General features: G+C 36.4%; 19 protein-coding genes and 2 tRNA genes (1 of these 21 only partly in view). All 21 read left to right on the top strand.

Annotation, left to right across the window (positions count from 1 at the left end):
- Positions 1-19 precede the first annotated feature (19 nt).
- Positions 20-96: transfer RNA gene (locus WCV66_RS03130), tRNA-Met, on the top strand.
- Between the two features lie 93 nt (positions 97-189).
- Positions 190-261: transfer RNA gene (locus WCV66_RS03125), tRNA-Glu, on the top strand.
- A 250-nt stretch (positions 262-511) separates the two neighbouring features.
- On the top strand, positions 512-2983 hold the full coding sequence (gene spoIIE / locus WCV66_RS03120) for a stage II sporulation protein E (RefSeq protein ID WP_338787876.1): 2472 nt from the start codon (positions 512-514) through the stop codon (positions 2981-2983).
- 126 nt (positions 2984-3109) lie between these two features.
- Positions 3110-3847, top strand: a complete 738-nt coding sequence (locus WCV66_RS03115) for a VWA domain-containing protein (RefSeq protein ID WP_066333453.1) — start codon at positions 3110-3112, stop codon at positions 3845-3847.
- The gene (locus tag WCV66_RS03110; RefSeq protein ID WP_338787875.1) at positions 3831-4856 is read left to right on the top strand and encodes a protein kinase domain-containing protein; all 1026 of its coding nucleotides are present in this window, start codon (positions 3831-3833) and stop codon (positions 4854-4856) included. The genes WCV66_RS03115 and WCV66_RS03110 overlap by 17 nt, the downstream gene beginning before the upstream one ends.
- A 133-nt stretch (positions 4857-4989) precedes the next feature.
- Positions 4990-6375 (top strand): tRNA lysidine(34) synthetase TilS, encoded by a 1386-nt coding sequence (tilS, locus tag WCV66_RS03105; RefSeq protein ID WP_338787874.1) that lies wholly within the window; start codon positions 4990-4992, stop codon positions 6373-6375.
- Positions 6376-6396: 21 nt separating this feature from the next.
- Positions 6397-6933 (top strand): hypoxanthine phosphoribosyltransferase, encoded by a 537-nt coding sequence (gene hpt / locus WCV66_RS03100; RefSeq protein WP_066333434.1) that lies wholly within the window; start codon positions 6397-6399, stop codon positions 6931-6933.
- 108 nt (positions 6934-7041) lie between these two features.
- Positions 7042-8982 (top strand): ATP-dependent zinc metalloprotease FtsH, encoded by a 1941-nt coding sequence (gene ftsH / locus WCV66_RS03095; protein WP_066333431.1) that lies wholly within the window; start codon positions 7042-7044, stop codon positions 8980-8982.
- Positions 8983-9091: 109 nt separating this feature from the next.
- The gene (locus tag WCV66_RS03090) at positions 9092-9886 is read left to right on the top strand and encodes a type III pantothenate kinase (RefSeq protein ID WP_066333424.1); all 795 of its coding nucleotides are present in this window, start codon (positions 9092-9094) and stop codon (positions 9884-9886) included.
- Between the two features lie 97 nt (positions 9887-9983).
- Entirely contained in the window at positions 9984-10859 is an 876-nt protein-coding gene (gene hslO / locus WCV66_RS03085) for an Hsp33 family molecular chaperone HslO (RefSeq protein ID WP_338787873.1), read from the top strand.
- 21 nt (positions 10860-10880) lie between these two features.
- The gene (locus WCV66_RS03080) at positions 10881-11765 is read left to right on the top strand and encodes a peptidyl-prolyl cis-trans isomerase (RefSeq protein ID WP_338787872.1); all 885 of its coding nucleotides are present in this window, start codon (positions 10881-10883) and stop codon (positions 11763-11765) included.
- A gap of 108 nt (positions 11766-11873) precedes the next feature.
- Positions 11874-12797 carry a cysteine synthase A gene (cysK, locus tag WCV66_RS03075; protein WP_338787870.1) on the top strand — a complete coding sequence of 308 codons (924 nt, stop codon included), beginning with the start codon at positions 11874-11876 and terminating at the stop codon, positions 12795-12797.
- A 205-nt stretch (positions 12798-13002) separates the two neighbouring features.
- Complete coding sequence (locus WCV66_RS03070; RefSeq protein WP_338787869.1) at positions 13003-14421, top strand: anthranilate synthase component I family protein; 1419 nt, start codon at positions 13003-13005, stop codon at positions 14419-14421.
- Between the two features lie 10 nt (positions 14422-14431).
- Positions 14432-15019 carry an aminodeoxychorismate/anthranilate synthase component II gene (pabA, locus tag WCV66_RS03065; protein WP_066333410.1) on the top strand — a complete coding sequence of 196 codons (588 nt, stop codon included), beginning with the start codon at positions 14432-14434 and terminating at the stop codon, positions 15017-15019.
- Between the two features lies 1 nt (position 15020).
- Positions 15021-15881, top strand: coding sequence for an aminodeoxychorismate lyase (gene pabC, locus WCV66_RS03060; RefSeq protein ID WP_338787868.1), 861 nt, complete (start codon positions 15021-15023; stop codon positions 15879-15881).
- Between the two features lie 15 nt (positions 15882-15896).
- Positions 15897-16748, top strand: a complete 852-nt coding sequence (folP, locus tag WCV66_RS03055; RefSeq protein ID WP_066333401.1) for a dihydropteroate synthase — start codon at positions 15897-15899, stop codon at positions 16746-16748.
- A complete protein-coding gene (gene folB, locus WCV66_RS03050) occupies positions 16741-17103 on the top strand; it encodes a dihydroneopterin aldolase (RefSeq protein WP_338789388.1) in 363 nt (120 codons plus the stop codon). Before folP ends, folB begins: the two co-directional genes overlap by 8 nt.
- On the top strand, positions 17100-17627 hold the full coding sequence (gene folK / locus WCV66_RS03045; RefSeq protein ID WP_338787867.1) for a 2-amino-4-hydroxy-6-hydroxymethyldihydropteridine diphosphokinase: 528 nt from the start codon (positions 17100-17102) through the stop codon (positions 17625-17627). Before folB ends, folK begins: the two co-directional genes overlap by 4 nt.
- Positions 17579-17782, top strand: a complete 204-nt coding sequence (locus WCV66_RS03040; protein ID WP_066333393.1) for a helix-turn-helix domain-containing protein — start codon at positions 17579-17581, stop codon at positions 17780-17782. The genes folK and WCV66_RS03040 overlap by 49 nt, the downstream gene beginning before the upstream one ends.
- Positions 17783-17809: 27 nt before the next feature.
- Complete coding sequence (dusB, locus tag WCV66_RS03035) at positions 17810-18811, top strand: tRNA dihydrouridine synthase DusB (protein WP_338787866.1); 1002 nt, start codon at positions 17810-17812, stop codon at positions 18809-18811.
- A gap of 134 nt (positions 18812-18945) precedes the next feature.
- On the top strand, positions 18946-19859 hold the 5' portion of the coding sequence (lysS, locus tag WCV66_RS03030; RefSeq protein WP_338787865.1) for a lysine--tRNA ligase. The gene runs 586 nt beyond the window's last position; the window shows 914 of its 1500 coding nt (coding positions 1-914); the start codon lies at positions 18946-18948; its stop codon lies beyond the right edge, outside the window.

The raw sequence follows: 19859 nt of genomic DNA, 5'->3' as shown, positions 1-19859 counted from the left end.
GGACGATGAGATATGTTATGGCGGTGTAGCTCAGCTGGCTAGAGCGTACGGTTCATACCCGTGAGGTCGTGGGTTCGACTCCCTCCGCCGCTACCATTCTAGAAATAGAAATTTGATGCTGAAAGTTAGATGAATGTATGTCATACAAAAAACTCTGACATCTCGTATCAAATCTCTAATAATTAAAACGGCCCGTTGGTCAAGCGGTTAAGACACCGCCCTTTCACGGCGGTAACACGGGTTCGAATCCCGTACGGGTCATACAAAAAGTTGCTAATGCTAGCAACTTTTTTTGTTTTCCCCTTTAACTTACATAATCCTAACTAGCTAACACTTGATTCATAACTTTTTGACGAAAGACATAATAAAAAACTTCAAAACTCTTGGATATTTGTCGCATTTTTCAAAAACAGTCGAACTGTTTTTGGAATATACTACCTTCATTTGACAAAATCTTGTTCAAACCTTCGATATAATTACAAGCAACAATGAACTAGTGGGGGAATGAACGATGGAAAAAGTGGAAAGAAGGTTAATGGAGCCGATTTCGGATTTGGGCATGGCAAAAACCCATCAAGTGGTCAATCGATTCTTTCATCGATTTTCTTCTAAACTACAGGTCTTCCTCTTACATAAAGGACTTGTGTATGTTTTGATTGGGTTTTTATTAGGACGAGCTATTATTTTATCGGAAGTATTGCCATTCGCATTACCATTCTTCGGAGCAGTCTTACTCATGAAAAAGGATAAAGCACTTTTAGCAGGTCTATCGTTAATTGCTGGTGGATCTACAGTTTCCTTAGAGGTTTCCTTAATAATTGTGATGTCAATAATAGGCTTTCTTGTAATCAAGAGACTATCGGTATATGTGTTTAAAGATCAATTGAAAATTCTCCCTTTTATTATCTTTGGGACTGTGGCAATAACAAGGATTGTCTATTCCTTTGCGATGAAATCCTCATTGACATTATATGATTATATGATGGCAGGAGTTGAATCTGGTTTATCATTTATATTAACGTTAATTTTTCTTCAAAGTATTCCACTCATATCAGCTCGAAAGTACAAGCAATCACTAAAGGTTGAAGAAATTATTTGCATCATGATTTTACTAGCATCCGTAATGACAGGTCTTGTTGGGGTTTCTTATCAAAATCTCCAGGCGGAGCATATATTTTCTCGATATATTGTTCTCTTGTTTGCATTCATAGGAGGCTCAAGTATAGGGAGTACAGTAGGGGTCGTTACTGGATTGATTTTAAGCTTAGCTAATGTAGGGAATTTATATCATATGAGTCTACTGGCTTTCTCAGGTTTATTAGGTGGCCTTTTGCGTGAAGGACAAAAGATAGGAACGGCTATTGGACTGCTAATTGGCTCAGTACTGATTTCATTATATGGACAAGGCTCAGCGGACTTAATGACTACTTTACTTGAGTCGATGATCGCTATTTTATTATTCCTGGTTACACCGAAAGCAATAACAGGGAGACTTGCGAGACATATACCTGGTACGAATGAACATGCCCAGGAACAACAGCAATATGTTCGGAAAATACGTGATGTTACAGCTCACCGTGTTGATCAATTTTCTCAAGTTTTTCATGCATTATCTGAGAGTTTTGCGACTTTTTATGATAAAGAAGAAACGGATGATGAACAAAGGGAAACTGATTTATTTCTAAGTAGTATAACTGAAAGTACCTGTCAGCATTGTTTTAAGAAAGAGAAGTGCTGGGTTGATAACTTTGATAAAACCTATGATTATATGCAGACAATTATGCATGAAACAAAACAACATACTTACCAAAACAATCTTAAAGTAAAAAAAGAATTTGCGCGTCACTGTTCAAAGGCAAATAAAGTAGAAGAGGCGATAGAGCAGGAAATTAATTATTTTCAAGCGAATCAAAAGCTTAAAAAAGAAGTTCAAGAAAGTAGACGATTGGTTGCAGAACAATTATTGGGTGTCTCTCATGTTATGGAGAATCTTTCGAAGGAAATTAAAAGAGAACGAGAAAATCACTTTGTACAGGAAGAACAAATTCTAGATGCATTACAAAACTTCGGAATTGAAATTATAAATGTAGATATATATAGCCTAGATCAAGGTAATGTAGATATTGAAATGAGTATTCCATTCTGTAATGGTCATGGAGAATGTGAAAAAATTATTGCACCGATGTTGTCTGATATTTTAGAGGAGTCTGTTATTGTGAAAAGTGAGGAATGTGCTAATTATCCTAATGGGTTTTGTCATGTATCATTTGGATCGGCTAAAAAATTTAGAATTGAAACTGGTGTAGCACATGCAGCAAAAGGTGGTGGCCTAGTATCTGGTGACAGCTATTCTATGATTGATTTAGGGGTGGGGAAATACGCTGTTGCGATTAGTGACGGGATGGGGAATGGTGTAAGAGCCCATTTTGAAAGTAATGAAACAATTAAGCTTCTGCAAAAGATTTTACAATCGGGGATCGAAGAAAAAGTTGCGATTAAAACGATTAATTCGATTCTATCTCTTAGGACGACAGATGAAATTTTCTCCACACTTGATCTCGCAATTGTGGATCTTCAAGATGGAAGTAGTAAATTTTTGAAAATTGGATCCACTCCAAGCTTTGTAAAAAGGGGAGATAAAATAATTCAAATTCAGGCTAGTAATCTACCAATGGGGATTATTGATGAATTTGACGTGGATGTTGTGGGTGAAAAGCTAAAAGCGGGAGATCTTCTTATCATGATGAGTGATGGTATTTTTGAGGGACCGAAACATGTTGAGAATTATGACTTATGGATGAAGCGGAAAATTAATGAGATTAAGACAACTGATCCTCAGGAGGTTGCAGATCTCATTATGGAAGAAGTTATCAGAACAAGATCTGGGAAAATCGAAGACGATATGACGGTGGTTGTGTCATCTATTGAGCACAATACCCCGAAATGGGCTAGTATTCCTGTAACGAAGAAAAAAATAGGTTAAGAATAAACTAGAGTATAAAAACCCTACCTTCTGGCGAGGATGATACTAATATGAAAATTCAAATCTTTTTAAGTCACGTGTGAATATTGAATTTGAAAAATTAGACGTCTCTCTAGGAGGGTGTATATGGCAAAGGGTCATTTAAAGCAAATTTTATTAATTACTGACGGTTGCTCAAATCATGGGGAAGATCCAATCGCAATGGCTGCATTAGCTCAGGAACAAGGGATAACAATAAATGTAATTGGTGTCATAGAAGAGAACGTAATCGACCAAAAGGCGATACAGGAAATCGAAGGAATTGCAATGTCAGGTGGTGGCGTTCACCAAATTGTATATGCGCATCAGTTATCTCAAACTGTACAAATGGTAACAAGAAAGGCTATGACACAAACACTTCAAGGAGTTGTGAATAAGGAGCTCCAGCAAATTCTTGGGAAGCATACATCAATGGAAGAGTTACCACCTGAAAAAAGAGGAGAGGTAATGGAGGTTGTAGATGAACTAGGGGAAACTGTGAGTTTAGAAATCCTTGTATTAGTTGATACAAGTGCAAGTATGAAACCGAAGCTTCCCACAGTAAAGGAAGCACTTCTAGACCTTTCAATTAGCCTTAATTCAAGAATTGGAGAAAATCAATATTCAGTATCAGTATTTCCTGGGAAAAAGGATGAGGTAGAACAGGTCCTTGATTGGACTCCTAAGCTTGAATCACTATCGTCCATTTTTCCGAAGCTTTCAACAGGAGGTATTACACCTACTGGTCCAGCAATAAGAGATGCAATCCAACATTTTAAGAAGATGCGTTCCCTAAGAAATTTATTAAGAAGTGAAGAAGAATACTACGATGAATCAGGTATGTAATCTTTCTTCGGGTACTGTAGTACGGGGTAAGTGGAACGGTGAGAATTACACCGTTTTAAGGCTACTTGGAAAAGGTGCAACAGGCAACGTATACTTAGCTGATAGTAAAAATAAGAAAGTCGCTCTAAAGCTGAGTGAAAATAGTATGGCGATTACTTCAGAGGTAAATGTGCTTAAGCGTTTTTCTAAGGTCCAAGGTACTTCGCTTGGACCTTCTTTGCTTGATGTAGATGATTGGAAGGTAGATTCGCAAAAAATTCTTCCTTTTTATGTGATGGAATATGTACAAGGTAATAACTTCCTCGAATTTATTCAAGAACGAGGAATAGTGTGGGCAGATGTGTTGGTCCTTCAGTTACTATCTAATCTAGAAAAGCTTCATCAACAAGGGTGGGTTTTTGGTGACTTGAAGCCAGAAAACTTATTAATTTCAGGCCCGCCCCCAAAAATAAGATGTATCGATGTTGGTGGTACGACACAGCAAGGAAGATCAATTAAAGAGTTCACAGAGTTTTTTGACCGAGGATATTGGGGGTTAGGTACGCGGAAAGCTGAGCCGTCTTACGATCTTTTTTCAGTAGCGATGGTCCTTATAAATGCATCATTTCCTAAACGCTTTACAAAAAAGGTAGATGTGGATGGGGAATCTCAATTATTTGAACGAATTGAGCAACATCCATACTTGCTTAAACATAAGCAAGTTTTACAAAAAGCACTTTTAGGGAAATATACAAGTGCATTAGAAATGAAAACAGACTTTGTTCATCTGCTTTCTGTAGAAACTAGCAAAGTAAAACCAAGAACAAAAACTTATAAAACCCAAGTAGCTACACCTAACAAGGCAAAGAGTCAGTCACCAAAAAGCGCAAACCCTCAAGCTAACCAAACAAGAAAACAGGCAAAGCAAACAAAAAGGAGAAAAAAAACGAGTGGTTTTCTTGAAACAATTATTATTATTTTAGGAGTATTTATCATTTATTCATTATATGCTTATCACTATTTAATGTAGAAATGGCTGTAAATTTGTTCAATAAATATGATGAATATGTGAACGCATTCTTCTCCTTTGTTGTTACTTTAGAAATAATGGTAGGATAGAGAGTGAATAAAAAAGGGATTTTGTGCAAAAGAGGGAAGAAAAGGTGGAAAAATTTTATACCCTTATTCAAAAGCACCAATTATTTGAAAAGGATTCAACAGTTATTGTTGGTGTTTCGGGAGGACCAGATTCTTTAGCATTGCTCCATTTACTAGTTAAAATAAAGGAGAAGTGGAACCTAAAGCTAGTTGCTGCACATGTTGATCACATGTTTAGAGGTGTACAATCAGAAGAGGAAATGCTGTTTGTGCTCGATTTCTGTAGAGAACATCAAATAACATGTGAAGCAAAGCAAATTGATGTAACTGCGTACGCTACTAAGCATAATTTAAGTTCTCAAGTAGCTTCGAGAGAGTGTAGATATGATTTTTTTAAAGAGGTTTTAGATAAGTATGAGTCAAGTTCCTTAGCACTTGGTCATCACGGTGATGACCAAATCGAAACGATCTTAATGAGGATGGTAAGAGGTAGTACAGGAAAGGCACTTGCAGGTATTCAGTTAAAACGTAAATTTCATAATGGATACATCATAAGGCCTTTGCTTGGGTATACAAAAGAACATATCCTTACGTATTGTAGGGATCAACAATTAATGCCAAGGTTTGACCCGAGTAATGAAAAGACAGTTTATACTAGAAATCGCTTTAGAAAATATGTGCTACCCTTTCTGAAAAAAGAAAACCCATTGGTGCATGAAAGATTTCAGTATTTTAGTGAAACCTTATTAGAGGATGAAACGTATTTACAGGTATTAACGAAGGAACATATGAATACAGTATTGAAAAGAAAAGAAACGTCAGCTGTCGAGATAGACATTGATAGGTTTAAAAGCCTACCTTTGCCTTTACAAAGAAGAGGGATTCAACTAATATTAAACTATCTATACGGAAATATTCCAACTTCACTATCTTCAATACATATTGAGAGTTTACTGACGTTACTCTCTCAAGATCACCCTTCAGGTTCACTTAATTACCCAGGCGGTCTAAAAGTGATTAAATCATATCAAAATTGTTTGTTTACTTTTGAACAAGATGAAGTAAAGAAATACTGTTTTGATCTTGAAATCCCTTCCGTTATCATACTTCCAAATGGGTATAAAATAACGTGTGAATTAATAAAGAATGATTCTATTGAGTCTATAGGAAATAAATCATTCCTTTTAAATCCCAAAACGTTAGTTGGACCGCTTATTGTTCGAACAAGAGAACAGGGAGATAAAATCAAATTGAAGGGCATGAACGGTCGGAAAAAGGTAAAAGATATATTTATTGATGAGAAAGTACCATTACAAAGCCGATATTCATGGCCGATAGTAGAAGATGGAGATGGGAACATCCTTTGGTTACCAGGCTTAAAAAAATCAATTTTTGAAGCTGAAAATGGAAGCGTGGATGAATACGTAGTATTACATTATAAGGAGCTATGATCTTCTAGGGGGCACACTTTTATGAGACAAGATATTGAAGAAATTTTAGTAACTGAAGAACAAATTCAAGCTAAGGTGAAGGAGTTAGGAAAGGCCCTAACTGAAGAGTATAATGATCGCTTTCCACTTGCTATAGGTGTACTAAAGGGCGCAATGCCTTTTATGGGTGATCTTTTAAAGAATATTGATACATATTTGGAAATGGACTTTATGGATGTTTCAAGCTATGGCACATCCACGGTATCATCCGGAGAAGTAAAGATCATTAAGGATTTAGATACTTCTGTTGAAGGAAGAGATATCTTAATTATTGAAGATATTATTGATAGTGGTTTAACTTTAAGCTATTTAGTTAAGTTGTTTCGCTATCGCAAAGCAAAATCAATTAAAATTGTGACTTTGCTTGATAAACCAACTGGTAGAAAAGCGGATATTGAGGCTGATTATGTAGGGTTTGCTGTTCCAGACGCATTTGTTGTTGGCTATGGACTTGATTATATTGAGAAATATCGAAATCTTCCTTATATCGGAGTTTTAAAGCCTGAAATTTATCAATAATATCAATTAATTGAAACACAGGTTCATTGTAGTCTAAATTGTTGTGTTACCATGATTTTCTATGATACTATTTAATATAGTCGTGTCTACTGTGGGAGGAGGTAAGGAATGAATCGGATCTTCCGTAATACCATATTTTATTTATTAATATTTCTAGTCATTATTGGGGTTGTAAGCTTCTTTACTGGTGCTAATCCTAAAACGGAACAAATAACGTATAATACTTTCATTTCTGACTTAAATAATGGGAATGTAACAGAGATGACGGTACAGCCGGTTCGTGGTGTATTTGAGGTTAGAGGTAAAATGAAGGGCTATGACGAAGACGAAACCTTTTTAACATATATACCAACAGAACAAGGGCTAGATCGAGTTGACAAAGCAGCTGAGGCAAATAACGTCAAAGAACTTGATGTTGCTCCTGCTGAGGAAACAAGTGGATGGGTTACTTTTTTCACATCCATTATCCCATTCATTATTATCTTTATTTTATTCTTCTTCTTGCTTAACCAAGCTCAAGGCGGCGGTAGTCGTGTAATGAATTTTGGTAAAAGTAAAGCTAAGTTATACAGCGAAGAAAAGAAGAAGGTTAGGTTTAAAGATGTAGCTGGTGCAGATGAAGAAAAGCAAGAGCTTGTTGAGGTAGTCGAATTCTTAAAAGATCCTCGTAAATTTGCAGAGTTAGGTGCAAGAATTCCAAAGGGTGTCCTTTTAGTTGGACCTCCAGGTACTGGTAAAACCTTACTTGCAAGAGCTGTTGCCGGTGAAGCAGGAGTGCCGTTCTTCTCAATCAGTGGTTCTGATTTCGTTGAAATGTTTGTCGGTGTTGGTGCATCCCGTGTTCGTGATTTATTTGAGAATGCGAAAAAGAATGCCCCATGTATCATTTTCATTGATGAAATTGATGCCGTTGGACGTCAACGTGGTGCAGGTTTAGGTGGAGGTCACGATGAGCGTGAACAAACACTAAATCAGTTACTTGTTGAAATGGATGGTTTTGGTGCAAACGAAGGTATTATCATTGTTGCAGCAACTAATAGACCAGATATTCTTGACCCAGCATTATTACGTCCTGGACGTTTTGACCGTCAAATTACTGTTGACCGACCAGATGTTACAGGCCGTGAAGCTGTCCTAAAAGTACATTCTCGTAATAAACCACTTGATGAATCTGTCGATTTAAAGGCAATTGCTGCTCGTACTCCAGGTTTCTCAGGTGCTGATTTAGAAAATCTTTTAAATGAAGCAGCTCTAGTTGCTGCCAGACGAGATAAAAAGAAAATTGATAATACAGACCTTGATGAAGCAACAGACCGCGTTATTGCAGGTCCAGCTAAAAAGAGCCGTGTTATTTCTAAGAAAGAGCGAAATATCGTTGCTTATCATGAAGCAGGACATACCATTATTGGGGTCGTGCTTGATGAAGCTGACATGGTACATAAAGTTACAATTGTTCCTCGTGGTCAAGCTGGTGGATATGCTGTCATGCTCCCAAAAGAAGATCGATACTTTATGACAAAACCAGAGCTTTTAGATAAAATTACTGGTTTGCTTGGTGGTCGTGTTGCAGAAGAAATTGTCTTCGGAGAAGTTAGTACTGGGGCACATAATGACTTCCAAAGAGCAACAGGTATAGCAAGGAAAATGGTTACTGAATACGGTATGAGTGAAAAGCTTGGTCCGTTGCAATTCGGTCAAGCACAAGGAGGTCAAGTATTTTTAGGACGTGACCTTCATAATGAGCAAAACTATAGTGATGCAATTGCTCATGAAATTGATATGGAAATTCAACGCTTTATTAAAGAAAGTTATGAGCGTGCTCGCCAAATTTTAACTGAAAATCGTGAAAAGTTAGAGTTGGTGGCACAAACATTATTAGAAATTGAAACCCTTGATGCAGCTCAAATAGCAAGTCTTGTTGAGCATGGGAAGCTTCCTGATCGTCCGGTAATCGTGAACGATAGTGAAAATAAGGATGCAAAATCTGATGATGTTAAAGTAAATATTCAAACAAAAAAAGATGAAGATAATCCTTCTGAAAAATCATAATAAAGATGAAAGATCGATGGCAAACTAATATGTCATCGGTCTTTTTTTTGATAAAATGAAAAGGAATATGTAAACTAGTAAAAAGAAATATTATAAAGTGGTGATACTAATGATTCTTGTATTGGATGTAGGAAATACTAATACTGTATTAGGGGTATATGATCAGGATGTTTTAAAGCATCATTGGAGAATAGAAACAAGCCGTAATAAAACGGAAGATGAGTTTGGGATGGTAATAAAGGGGTTATTTGAACACGAAGGTCTTCCCTTTAAACAAATAGAAGGGATTATCATTTCTTCTGTTGTACCGCCAATTATGTTTGCGCTTGAAAGAATGTGCATGAAGTACTTTGATGTTAAACCATTAGTTGTAGGTCCGGGAATAAAGACAGGCTTGAATATTAAATACGAAAATCCTCGTGAAGTTGGAGCCGATCGTATCGTGAATGCTGTTGCTGGTATACAAGATTATGGCAGTCCACTAATTATTGTTGATTTTGGTACAGCTACTACATATTGTTACATCAATGAACATAAGCAATATATGGGTGGGGCGATTGCGCCTGGTATTAATATCTCTACTGAAGCCCTCTATTCTAGAGCTGCCAAACTACCAAGAATAGAAATTACGAGACCGAATAACATTATTGGTAAGAATACTGTGAGTGCGATGCAAGCTGGAATTTTATATGGATATGTTGGACAAGTAGAGGGAATTGTTAAAAGAATTAAAGATCAATCAAAGGAAGTGCCAAAAGTTATTGCAACAGGTGGTCTTGCATCATTAATAGCGAGGGAATCAGATTGTATTGATATTGTTGACCCATTTTTAACACTAAGAGGTTTACAGTTAATTTATGAACGAAACACATTAAAGGAATTGGGAACAGAGCACAGTTTATAAAATTTGGCTCTGCTTAGTACTACTGTTATGAGTAGAAATTAAGTGGTATATACTTGAATTTTTATATTGAAACGTTACTCGAAGGGAGTCTAACACCATGGATTATTTAATAAAGGCATTAGCATATAATGGCCAAGTAAGAGCTTATGCAGCAAAGACAACTGAGACAATCTCTGAGGCTCAAAAAAGACATCAAACATGGCCAACTGCATCTGCGGCCTTAGGACGAGCTATGACGGCTGGAGTCATGATGGGTTCTATGTTAAAAGGAAACGCTAAGCTTACCATAAAAGTTGAGGGCGGCGGGCCAATTGGGGCAATTTTAGTAGATAGTAACTCTAAAGGAGAAGTACGTGGATATGTAACGAATCCTCAAACCCATTTTGAGTTAAATAATAAAGGAAAGCTTGACGTTGCCAGAGCTGTAGGTACAGAGGGAAATTTAACAATTGTAAAGGACCTTGGATTAAAGGACCATTTCTCTGGGCAAGTACCAATTGTATCAGGAGAGCTTGGTGAGGATTTCACTTATTATTTGGTTACATCTGAACAAATTCCATCATCAGTTGGTGTTGGAGTCCTAGTAAATCCTGATAATACGATATTAGCCTCTGGTGGATTTATCATTCAGCTACTTCCTGGGACAGATGATGAAACAATTACAAAAATAGAAGAAAGACTTAGCAAAATTGATCCTATTTCGAAGTTAATCCAACGAGGGCTAACTCCAGAGGAAATTTTAGAAGAGGTTCTTGGACAAGGAAACGTTAAAATTTTAGAAAAACAACCAGTAAAATTTCAATGTCAATGTTCTAAGGAACGTATTGAGAATGCCGTTGTAAGTTTAGGTGAGGAAGAAATTCAATCTATGATTGATGAAGAAGGGCAAGCTGAGGCTCAATGTCATTTTTGCAATGAGGTCTATTTGCTAACTAGAGAGGATCTAGAGGAACTAAAGAAAGAAGCGAAATAAACGTCTGTTGAATTACTAGGAGTGGAGAAATTGAGTGGAAAAACGTTATGGAGTGTTATCTTTTGTTTGGTTATTATAAATTGCTTTACAGTTGGCTATTTTCTTTCAAAAGAGCGAAATGTTATTCCTGTTTCGAGTAATGACCAAACAAGTGAAACAATTGCTACTATTGGGGAAATCTCCATTACTAGAGAACAATGGATGGCTGAGCTTGAGTCTCGTTTTGGGAAGGAAACGTTAAAGGAATTAATTAATATTAGAGTAGTGGAAGAGTTGGCAGAAAAATATAAAATTACTGTTTCTGATGAGGTAATTGAACGAGAGCTAGCTGTTTATAAATCAATGTATAATTCGTTAGATGAAGGCACTTGGAGAGATCAGATACGGTATAGTATCTTGTTAGAAGAGATCCTTACTAGAGATGTAACAATTCCTGAAAAAGAAATGAAGGCTTTTTATGAAGAGAATAAAGATTTATATAATATAGATGTATCCTATCATTTATCACATATAATCGTCGAAACAGAAAATGAAGCAGACTTAATCGTAGAGGAGCTTAAAGGTGGTTCTAGCTTTGAAGCGTTAGCCCTAGAAAAATCACTAGATGAATTTACGGCTAATTCAGGTGGTGATATTGGATTTGTTTCGAAAGATAATGAGTTTATGTCTAATGAGTATCTCGAGATAGCGCCTAAGTTAAGTGAAGGAGAGTGGAGTGATCCATTCAAAGTCGAAACAGGTTATGCAGTTATTTTACTTCACGAAAGGCTTGAAGGGAAATCCTACAGCTATGAGGATGTAAAGGAACAAATCCGGAGACAAATTGCTTTAGAGCAGATGGATGGTTCTGTGACAGTTGAACCATTGTGGGAAGAAATGAATGTTACTTGGTTTTATGGAAAGTAAGTAGTAAAAAAATAGTTCAAATAGCATAAAAGGTTTTGACAATTATGAAAAGAATTGTTATATTACATATAAATCCAATAAATTTACTCGGGATAGAGGAGGAAGAATATGGCACGCGTAGCAAATTCTATACATGAATTAATCGGGGAAACACCAATAGTTAAGTTAAATAGACTTGTAGATGACAATAGTGCTGACGTTTACTTGAAGCTTGAATTTATGAATCCAGGTAGTAGTGTCAAAGATCGTATTGCTCTTGCTATGATTGAGGCTGCTGAGAAAAGCGGCGATTTAAAAGCTGGAGATACAATCATTGAGCCAACTAGTGGAAACACTGGTATTGGACTTGCAATGGTAGCAGCTGCTAAAGGTCTAAAAGCTATTATCGTTATGCCTGACACAATGAGTATGGAGCGTAGAAACTTGTTGCGTGCTTATGGAGCTGAACTTGTTTTAACTCCAGGTTCTGAAGGTATATCAGGATCGATTCGTAAAGCAGAAGAGCTATCAAAAAAGCACGGCTACTTTATGCCTCAACAATTCAAAAATGAAGCAAATCCTGAAATTCACCGCTTAACAACAGGTAAGGAAATTGTGTCACAAATGGGTGAGCAATTAGATGCCTTCGTTTCTGGAATTGGTACAGGTGGAACAATTACAGGAGTAGGGTCAGTTCTTAAGGAGAACTATCCATCTATAAAAATTTATGGATTAGAACCTGCAGATTCAGCAATTCTTTCAGGTGGAAAACCTGGTCCGCATAAAATCCAAGGTATCGGTACAGGATTTGTTCCAGATACTTTAAATACAAACATTTATGATGAAGTTATTACTGTTAAAAATGAAGAAGCGTTTGAAACAGCTAGAAGAGCAGCTAAGGAAGAAGGCATTCTAGGTGGAATTTCATCTGGTGCGGCAATTTCTGCTGCGTTAAAGGTAGCAAAAGAGCTTGGAAAGGGTAAGAAGGTTCTTGCAGTGCTTCCTAGTAATGGAGAGCGCTACTTAAGTACTCCATTATACCAATTCGATTAATATCGGTTTAATACCCGTAAAATAGCTTGAAAAGAGGTTTGACTAAAAAGGTCAACCTCTTTTCTTTATATCATTATATGCATTGAGGATTGCAGCATACTAAAAGCACTAGGTCTTACATTTTAAATAAAATAATAAAATCATTATGGTTTCTCCCGTACATTTATGTAAAATGTAAGTAAGAGTTTTAAAGGAGAGATTTGTCATGCAGCAACGAAGGGCATCTTTAAGCATAAGTTTTGATTATAAGGGCAACTTTTTTGACCAATATAAGTATTTAACAAGAGATGAAGATCAGCATGCATTTTTGGAAAGTGGTAGAGGTGGTAGATACAGTATTGCTGGTATAAGACCGATTGCTACTGTAAAGGGAAAAAACCATCAGCTTTTCATTACTGATAAGCAAGGGATGAATGTTTTAGAAGGGGAGCCGCTTGATCTTTTTCAAAATTGGTTTCGTCAATTTCAAACGATAACAGATCCAAGCCTACCAGATTTTCAAGGTGGTGCGATTGGCTTTATGAGCTATGATTGTGTTAGGTATTTCGAAAAGCTACCTAGTGTTGCAGTTGATGATTTAGAGACGCCTGATTTGTATTTTTTGCTTTTTGATGATGTTGCTGTTTTTGACCATCACACATCCAAGCTCTGGTTGATCACACATTATTATGATAAGCAGGAAGAACAGGCTGCCAAAGCGAAGTTGGAAAAGATGAAGGAAAATTGGACTAATAGGCCGAATATACAAAAACATGTAAAAGAAGTACACAATTCAGCTATGAAAGAACCAATTACCTTCTCTAAATCCTCTTTCATGAAAGCAGTTGAAAAAATTAAACAATATATTTCTCAAGGTGATGTGTTTCAAGTGAATTTGTCTATTAGACAACACTTTCAATTAGAAGGTAATTATCCACTTGAGATCTATGAAGTATTGCGAAAGATTAATCCTTCTCCTTATATGGGATATTTGCATTTTCCTGAGTTTCAAATTGTGAGTGGATCACCCGAGCTATTGGTGAAAAAACAAGGTAGCTCTGTAAGTACCCGGCCAATTGCTGGGACAAGATCTAGAGGCAAGAATGAAGAAGAGGATACAAGACTTGCAAATGAATTAATTGAAAATGAGAAGGAAAGAGCCGAGCATGTCATGCTTGTTGATTTAGAGAGAAATGATTTAGGAAGAGTTTGTGAGTATGGATCTGTCCATGTGGATGAATTTATGGTCATTGAGAAATATTCACATGTTATGCATATTGTTTCGAATGTAAAAGGGAATTTAAAAAAAGAAGCAAATTATGCAGATGTTATCAAAGCGACCTTTCCTGGTGGTACAATAACAGGAGCACCTAAAGTGCGAACGATGGAAATAATTGAGGAGCTGGAGCCTACAAGGCGAGGAATTTATACAGGTTCCATAGGTTGGATTGGCTTTGATGAAAACATGGAGCTAAATATCGTCATCCGTACGTTACTGGCTAAAGATGGTTATGGGTATGTACAATCTGGAGCAGGTATTGTTATTGATTCTAATCCAGAGTATGAATATAAAGAGTCTTTAAAAAAGGCAAGAGCTATGATTAAAGCAATTGAGTTGAGTAAAGAAGAGAAAATATTAGGCTGAGGTGAGTATAGTGATTTTAATGATTGATAATTATGATTCTTTTACGTTTAATTTAGTGCAATATTTGGGTGAACTTGGAGAAGAGTTGATAGTAAAACGTAACGACGAAATCACCATTTCGGAAATTGAAGAGCTAAATCCGCAATTTCTAATGATTTCTCCAGGACCATGTAGTCCAAATGAAGCAGGGATTAGTATGGAAGCAATTGAGTATTTTGCTGGAAAAATTCCTATATTTGGCGTGTGTCTCGGTCATCAATCCATTGCTCAAGTATTTGGTGGGGATGTTGTGCGTGCTGAACGATTAATGCATGGAAAAACATCAGAGATAAACCACAATGGAGAAACATTATTCAAAGATATGGACAATCCTTTTACAGCAACACGCTATCACTCGTTAATTGTGAAGAATGAGACATTGCCGGATTGCTTGGAGGTAACAGCTTGGACAGATGAAAATGAAATTATGGCGATCCGTCATAAAACTTTGCCTATCGAAGGTGTTCAATTTCACCCTGAATCAATTATGACTTCATTTGGTAAAGATTTATTAAAGAACTTTATCAATCAATATAAATTAGTAGAAAAGAGTTCGTAACGTGTATATATATTGCAACTCAAAGTTTATTAAAGATACTGAAGCCACGATTTCTCCATTTGATCATGGCTTTCTTTATGGCTTAGGAGCCTTTGAAACCTTCAAGATGTATAGAGCTTTCCCTTTTCTTCTCCATGACCATTTAACTAGGCTGCAACATGCCTTGGACGAGCTAGAAATCTCGTATAGGATTGACACTGAGTACGTTTATGAAATGCTTCAGAAACTGCTACGGTTAAATCATCTTGAGGAAGAGGATGTTACTGTCCGTTTAAATATTTCTGCAGGAAATGGCGAGGTAGGTAAGCTTTTGCAACCGTATAATCATCCTACTGTTCTTTGTTTCTTACGTAAGGCACCCCCAATCCGGAATGCAGAAAAAAGTACTGCAATTTTACAGTTGCGTAGAAATACACCGGAAGGGACGCATAGATTAAAATCCCATCACTATTTAAATAATATTTTAGGGAAGCGTGAATTACGAGAGTCTCCGGATATGGAAGGGATCTTTTTAACTGAACAAGGGTATGTTGCAGAAGGGATTGTTTCAAATATTTTTTGGGTGAAAGAAGGTATTGTATACACCCCTTCAGTAGAAACAGGTATATTAAATGGGATTACTAGACAATTTGTCATAAAATGCTTGGATAAGCTTGGGATTCCAATTCGCGAAGGATTTTACTCAAAAAAAGAATTATTAGATGCAACAGAAGTAATGATTACAAATTCTTCTCAAGAGGTTGTTCCAGTAAAGAAAGTGGATGAATATGTTTTTGAGGGCAATAATGGAATAATTGTACAGAAGATCAGTGAGTTATATTGCCATTATCGGTCGAAACTATTAAGTATAGATCAGTTGTAAAGGATTGAATAAAAAATGAAATTTGCAACAAAACAACAAACAATTCAATGTGGGAAATATACCCTTGATTACAGTGGGAAAACTCAAATAATGGGGATTTTAAATACAACACCTGATTCCTTTTCAGATGGCGGTAAGTATGTCGATATAGATAAGGCTATTTTTCATGCTAAGGAAATGATTAAAAATGGTGCTGATATTATTGATATTGGGGGAGAATCAACAAGGCCTGGGTTTGATCCAGTATCAGTTGAACAGGAAATAGAACGGACCATACCGGTAATTCGTAAGCTTTGCAAGGAAATAGATGTACCGATCTCTATTGATACGTATAAAGCTGAGGTTGCTAAGCAAGCCATTGAAGCGGGTGCAACAATCATCAATGATATTTGGGGCGCAAAGGCAGATCCTGATATGGGTAAAGTAGCTGCGACATATGATGTACCAATTATCCTTATGCATAACCGACATAATCGTGACTATGATCAATTAATTCCAGATATGATTGTTGATTTAATGGAGTCAGTTAAGCTTGTAAAGGATGCTGGAGTAAAGGATGAAAAAATTATTCTAGATCCGGGCGTAGGTTTTGCAAAAACGATGGATGATAATTTACTTGTGATGAGACATTTAGATTCTTTTGTTCAGTTAGGTTATCCTGTATTATTAGGTACATCAAGAAAATCTTTTATCGGATATGTTTTAGATTTACCTCCAACTGAACGACTGGAAGGAACAGGTGCAACCATTTGCTTAGGGATTGAAAAGGGATGCCAAATTATCCGAATTCATGACGTGTTAGAGATGTCAAGGATGGCTAAAATGATGGATGCAATGCTTGGAAAAGGGGGGCAAGATCATCGATAAAATTCATGTAAATGGTATGGAGTTTTATGGGTATCATGGTGTTCTTAGGGAAGAAAATAAACTTGGTCAAAGATTTAGAGTTGATTTAACTGTAGAATTAGATTTGAAAAATGCAGGGGAATCAGACAATTTAGAGCATACTGCAAATTATGCATCACTCTATAATTGTTGTAAAAAAATTGTAGAAGGTAAACCATATAAGCTTGTTGAGGCAGTTGCTGAACAAATTGCCAAGGAAATATTAGCGGATTTTAACATTGTTCACTATTGTACGGTAAAAATGATAAAACCTGATCCGCCAATTCCAGGTCATTATAAAGAAGTAGCTGTTGAAATCAAAAGGGGTAGGACATGAAAGTAGAAGCATATGTTGCACTTGGATCAAATATGGGAAACCGTGAAGGATTTTTAAAAAAAGCTATTCGAAAGTTGCATCTTCACCCTTCGATACATGTAGAAGATATTTCCTCAATTTATGAAACTGATCCAGTTGGCTATAAAGATCAAGATGAATTTTTAAATATGGTGATTAAGATAAACACTGATCTTTCAGCATTTGAACTATTAAATGTGTTGCAAGAAACCGAAATATTTCTTGATCGAAAACGTGAGGTGAAATGGGGTCCTCGAACATTAGACCTTGACATTTTGCTTTATAATCATGAAAATATTGATGCAGAGCATCTTATTGTTCCACACCCAAGAATGCATGAACGTGCCTTTGTTTTAATTCCTTTATTTGAACTAAACAAGAACATCTGCATTCCTACTATAGAAGAACCACTTTCATCTATCATAGATCAATTACAAGATAAAGAAGGAGTACGAATATGGAAGCAGAAAAATGGGGTAGACGTATTCGCGCTTTTAGAAAGTTAAAAGGCTTTACCCAAGAGAGTTTTGCGAAGGATCTTGGTGTTTCTGTTTCTGTTCTAGGTGAAATAGAAAGAGGCAATCGTGAACCCAACAAAAAATTTATTGAAGAGGTAGCTAAAGCTCTTAATGTATCAGTAGAAGAGCTAACCCCAAATTAAACAACAAAAGGAAAGGAGGTTAGAAGTATGTTTAAAATTGGTGATATTGAATTAAAAAATAGAGTCGTATTAGCTCCAATGGCTGGTGTATGTAACGCAGCCTTCCGTTTAACGGTTAAAGAATTTGGTGCTGGCTTAGTTTGTGCAGAAATGGTCAGTGATAAAGCAATTTTAATTAATAACGCAAAAACAATGGGAATGCTTTATATTGATGAGCGTGAAAAACCTTTAAGTCTACAAATCTTTGGTGGCGAGAAAGAAACACTAGTAGAGGCTGCTAAATTTGTTGATAAAAATACAACAGCTGATATTATAGACATAAATATGGGGTGTCCAGTCCCGAAGATAACGAAATGTGATGCAGGTGCAAAATGGCTATTAGATCCGAATAAAATCTATGATATGGTTTCTGCTGTGGTTGAAGCTGTAGAGAAGCCAGTAACAGTAAAAATGCGCATGGGCTGGGATGATGAGCATATTTATGCTGTTAGAAATGCCCAAGCAGTTGAACGGGCAGGTGGTAAGGCAGTAGCAGTACATGGACGTACACGAGTACAAATGTATGAAGGGACTGCAAATTGGGATATCATTAAAGAGGTAAAGGAATCTGTAAATATTCCGGTTATTGGGAACGGTGATGTTACGACACCGCTGGACGCTAAGCGTATGCTTGATGAAACAGGTGTAGATGGAGTCATGATTGGTCGTGCTGCATTAGGAAACCCTTGGATGATTTATCGTACAGTTAAGTATCTAGAAACTGGTGAATTATTGGGTGAGCCAGGTGTACGCGAGAAAATGGAGGTTTGTAAACTCCACTTAGACCGTTTAATAGCTCTTAAAAATGAGAATATAGCAGTCCGAGAAATGAGAAAGCATGCTGCTTGGTATCTTAAGGGTATTAGAGGTAATGCGAAAGTAAGAAATGAAATTAATTTAATGAACACAAGAGACGAACTTGTTACACTATTAGATGAGTTTGTTTTAGAAATTGAAGCAAAGCAAGAAAGTGCTAGTCAAGTAGGATAAGTATTAGGCGAGATTCAGTGGGAAACCCCATTTTATGAATTCTCACTTTATTGGTTAACGTTATGTTGTTTTACTGCCAGTATCCCCTGGCAGTTTTCTGCTTTTTATTTAGTAAACAATAGGAGTTGTTAATTATGAGTCACGATGAATTGAATCAAGAAGAATTAACTGACCAGCTAAAGGTAAGACGTGAGAAACTACATACTTTAAAGGAAAAAGGATTAGACCCATTTGGTAAACGCTTTGAAAGATCTCATCAAACAGCTGATATTCTTGCTTCATATAACGATTTTGATAAAGAAGAACTAGAAGAAAAGGCTGTTTCTGTTACGATAGCGGGTCGTATTATGACTAAGCGTGGAAAAGGAAAAGCGGGTTTCGCACATATCCAAGATTTATCTGGTCAAATTCAAATCTATGTTCGTAAGGACGCGATTGGTGAAGATGCCTATGAAATTTTTAATACAGCAGATCTTGGTGATATTATCGGTGTAACTGGTGTTGTGTTTAAGACACAAGTTGGAGAGTTATCGATTAAAGTAAAGACCTTTGAACTATTAACGAAATCCCTAAGACCATTACCAGATAAATTCCATGGTTTAAAGGATATTGAGCAACGTTATCGTCAAAGATACGTAGATCTTATTATGAGTCCTGAAAGTAAAAAAACTTTTATTACTCGTAGTAAAATTATTCAAGCAATGCGTCGTTATTTAGATGACCAAGGATATTTGGAAGTTGAAACACCTACTATGCATGCAATTCCTGGTGGTGCTTCTGCTCGTCCATTTATAACTCATCACAATGCATTAGATATGCCTTTATACATGCGGATAGCTATTGAACTTCACTTGAAACGTTTAATTGTTGGTGGATTAGAAAAAGTATATGAAATTGGGCGCGTATTTAGAAATGAAGGTGTTTCTACACGACATAACCCTGAGTTCACAATGATCGAACTTTATGAAGCATATGCGGATTATCAGGATATTATGTCATTAACAGAAAATGTTATTGCACATATAGCGAAAGAGGTATTAGGTACAAC

The sequence above is a fragment of the Metabacillus rhizosphaerae genome, assembly GCF_037201795.1.
GTDB lineage: Bacteria > Bacillota > Bacilli > Bacillales > Bacillaceae > Metabacillus > Metabacillus rhizosphaerae.
The sequence above is the reverse complement of the archived record's forward strand: the minus strand, read 5'-3'. Positions and strand labels throughout refer to the sequence as shown.

Coding starts and splice junctions, on each gene's coding strand:
- spoIIE (WP_338787876.1), top strand. CDS start 512: ATGGAAAAAGTGGAAAGAAGGTTAATGGAGCCGATTTCGGATTTGGGC.
- WCV66_RS03040 (WP_066333393.1), top strand. CDS start 17,579: ATGGAAGCAGAAAAATGGGGTAGACGTATTCGCGCTTTTAGAAAGTTA.
- WCV66_RS03090 (WP_066333424.1), top strand. CDS start 9,092: ATGATTCTTGTATTGGATGTAGGAAATACTAATACTGTATTAGGGGTA.
- WCV66_RS03115 (WP_066333453.1), top strand. CDS start 3,110: ATGGCAAAGGGTCATTTAAAGCAAATTTTATTAATTACTGACGGTTGC.
- WCV66_RS03070 (WP_338787869.1), top strand. CDS start 13,003: ATGCAGCAACGAAGGGCATCTTTAAGCATAAGTTTTGATTATAAGGGC.
- dusB (WP_338787866.1), top strand. CDS start 17,810: ATGTTTAAAATTGGTGATATTGAATTAAAAAATAGAGTCGTATTAGCT.
- hpt (WP_066333434.1), top strand. CDS start 6,397: ATGAGACAAGATATTGAAGAAATTTTAGTAACTGAAGAACAAATTCAA.
- hslO (WP_338787873.1), top strand. CDS start 9,984: ATGGATTATTTAATAAAGGCATTAGCATATAATGGCCAAGTAAGAGCT.
- folP (WP_066333401.1), top strand. CDS start 15,897: ATGAAATTTGCAACAAAACAACAAACAATTCAATGTGGGAAATATACC.
- WCV66_RS03110 (WP_338787875.1), top strand. CDS start 3,831: ATGAATCAGGTATGTAATCTTTCTTCGGGTACTGTAGTACGGGGTAAG.
- ftsH (WP_066333431.1), top strand. CDS start 7,042: ATGAATCGGATCTTCCGTAATACCATATTTTATTTATTAATATTTCTA.
- folK (WP_338787867.1), top strand. CDS start 17,100: ATGAAAGTAGAAGCATATGTTGCACTTGGATCAAATATGGGAAACCGT.
- cysK (WP_338787870.1), top strand. CDS start 11,874: ATGGCACGCGTAGCAAATTCTATACATGAATTAATCGGGGAAACACCA.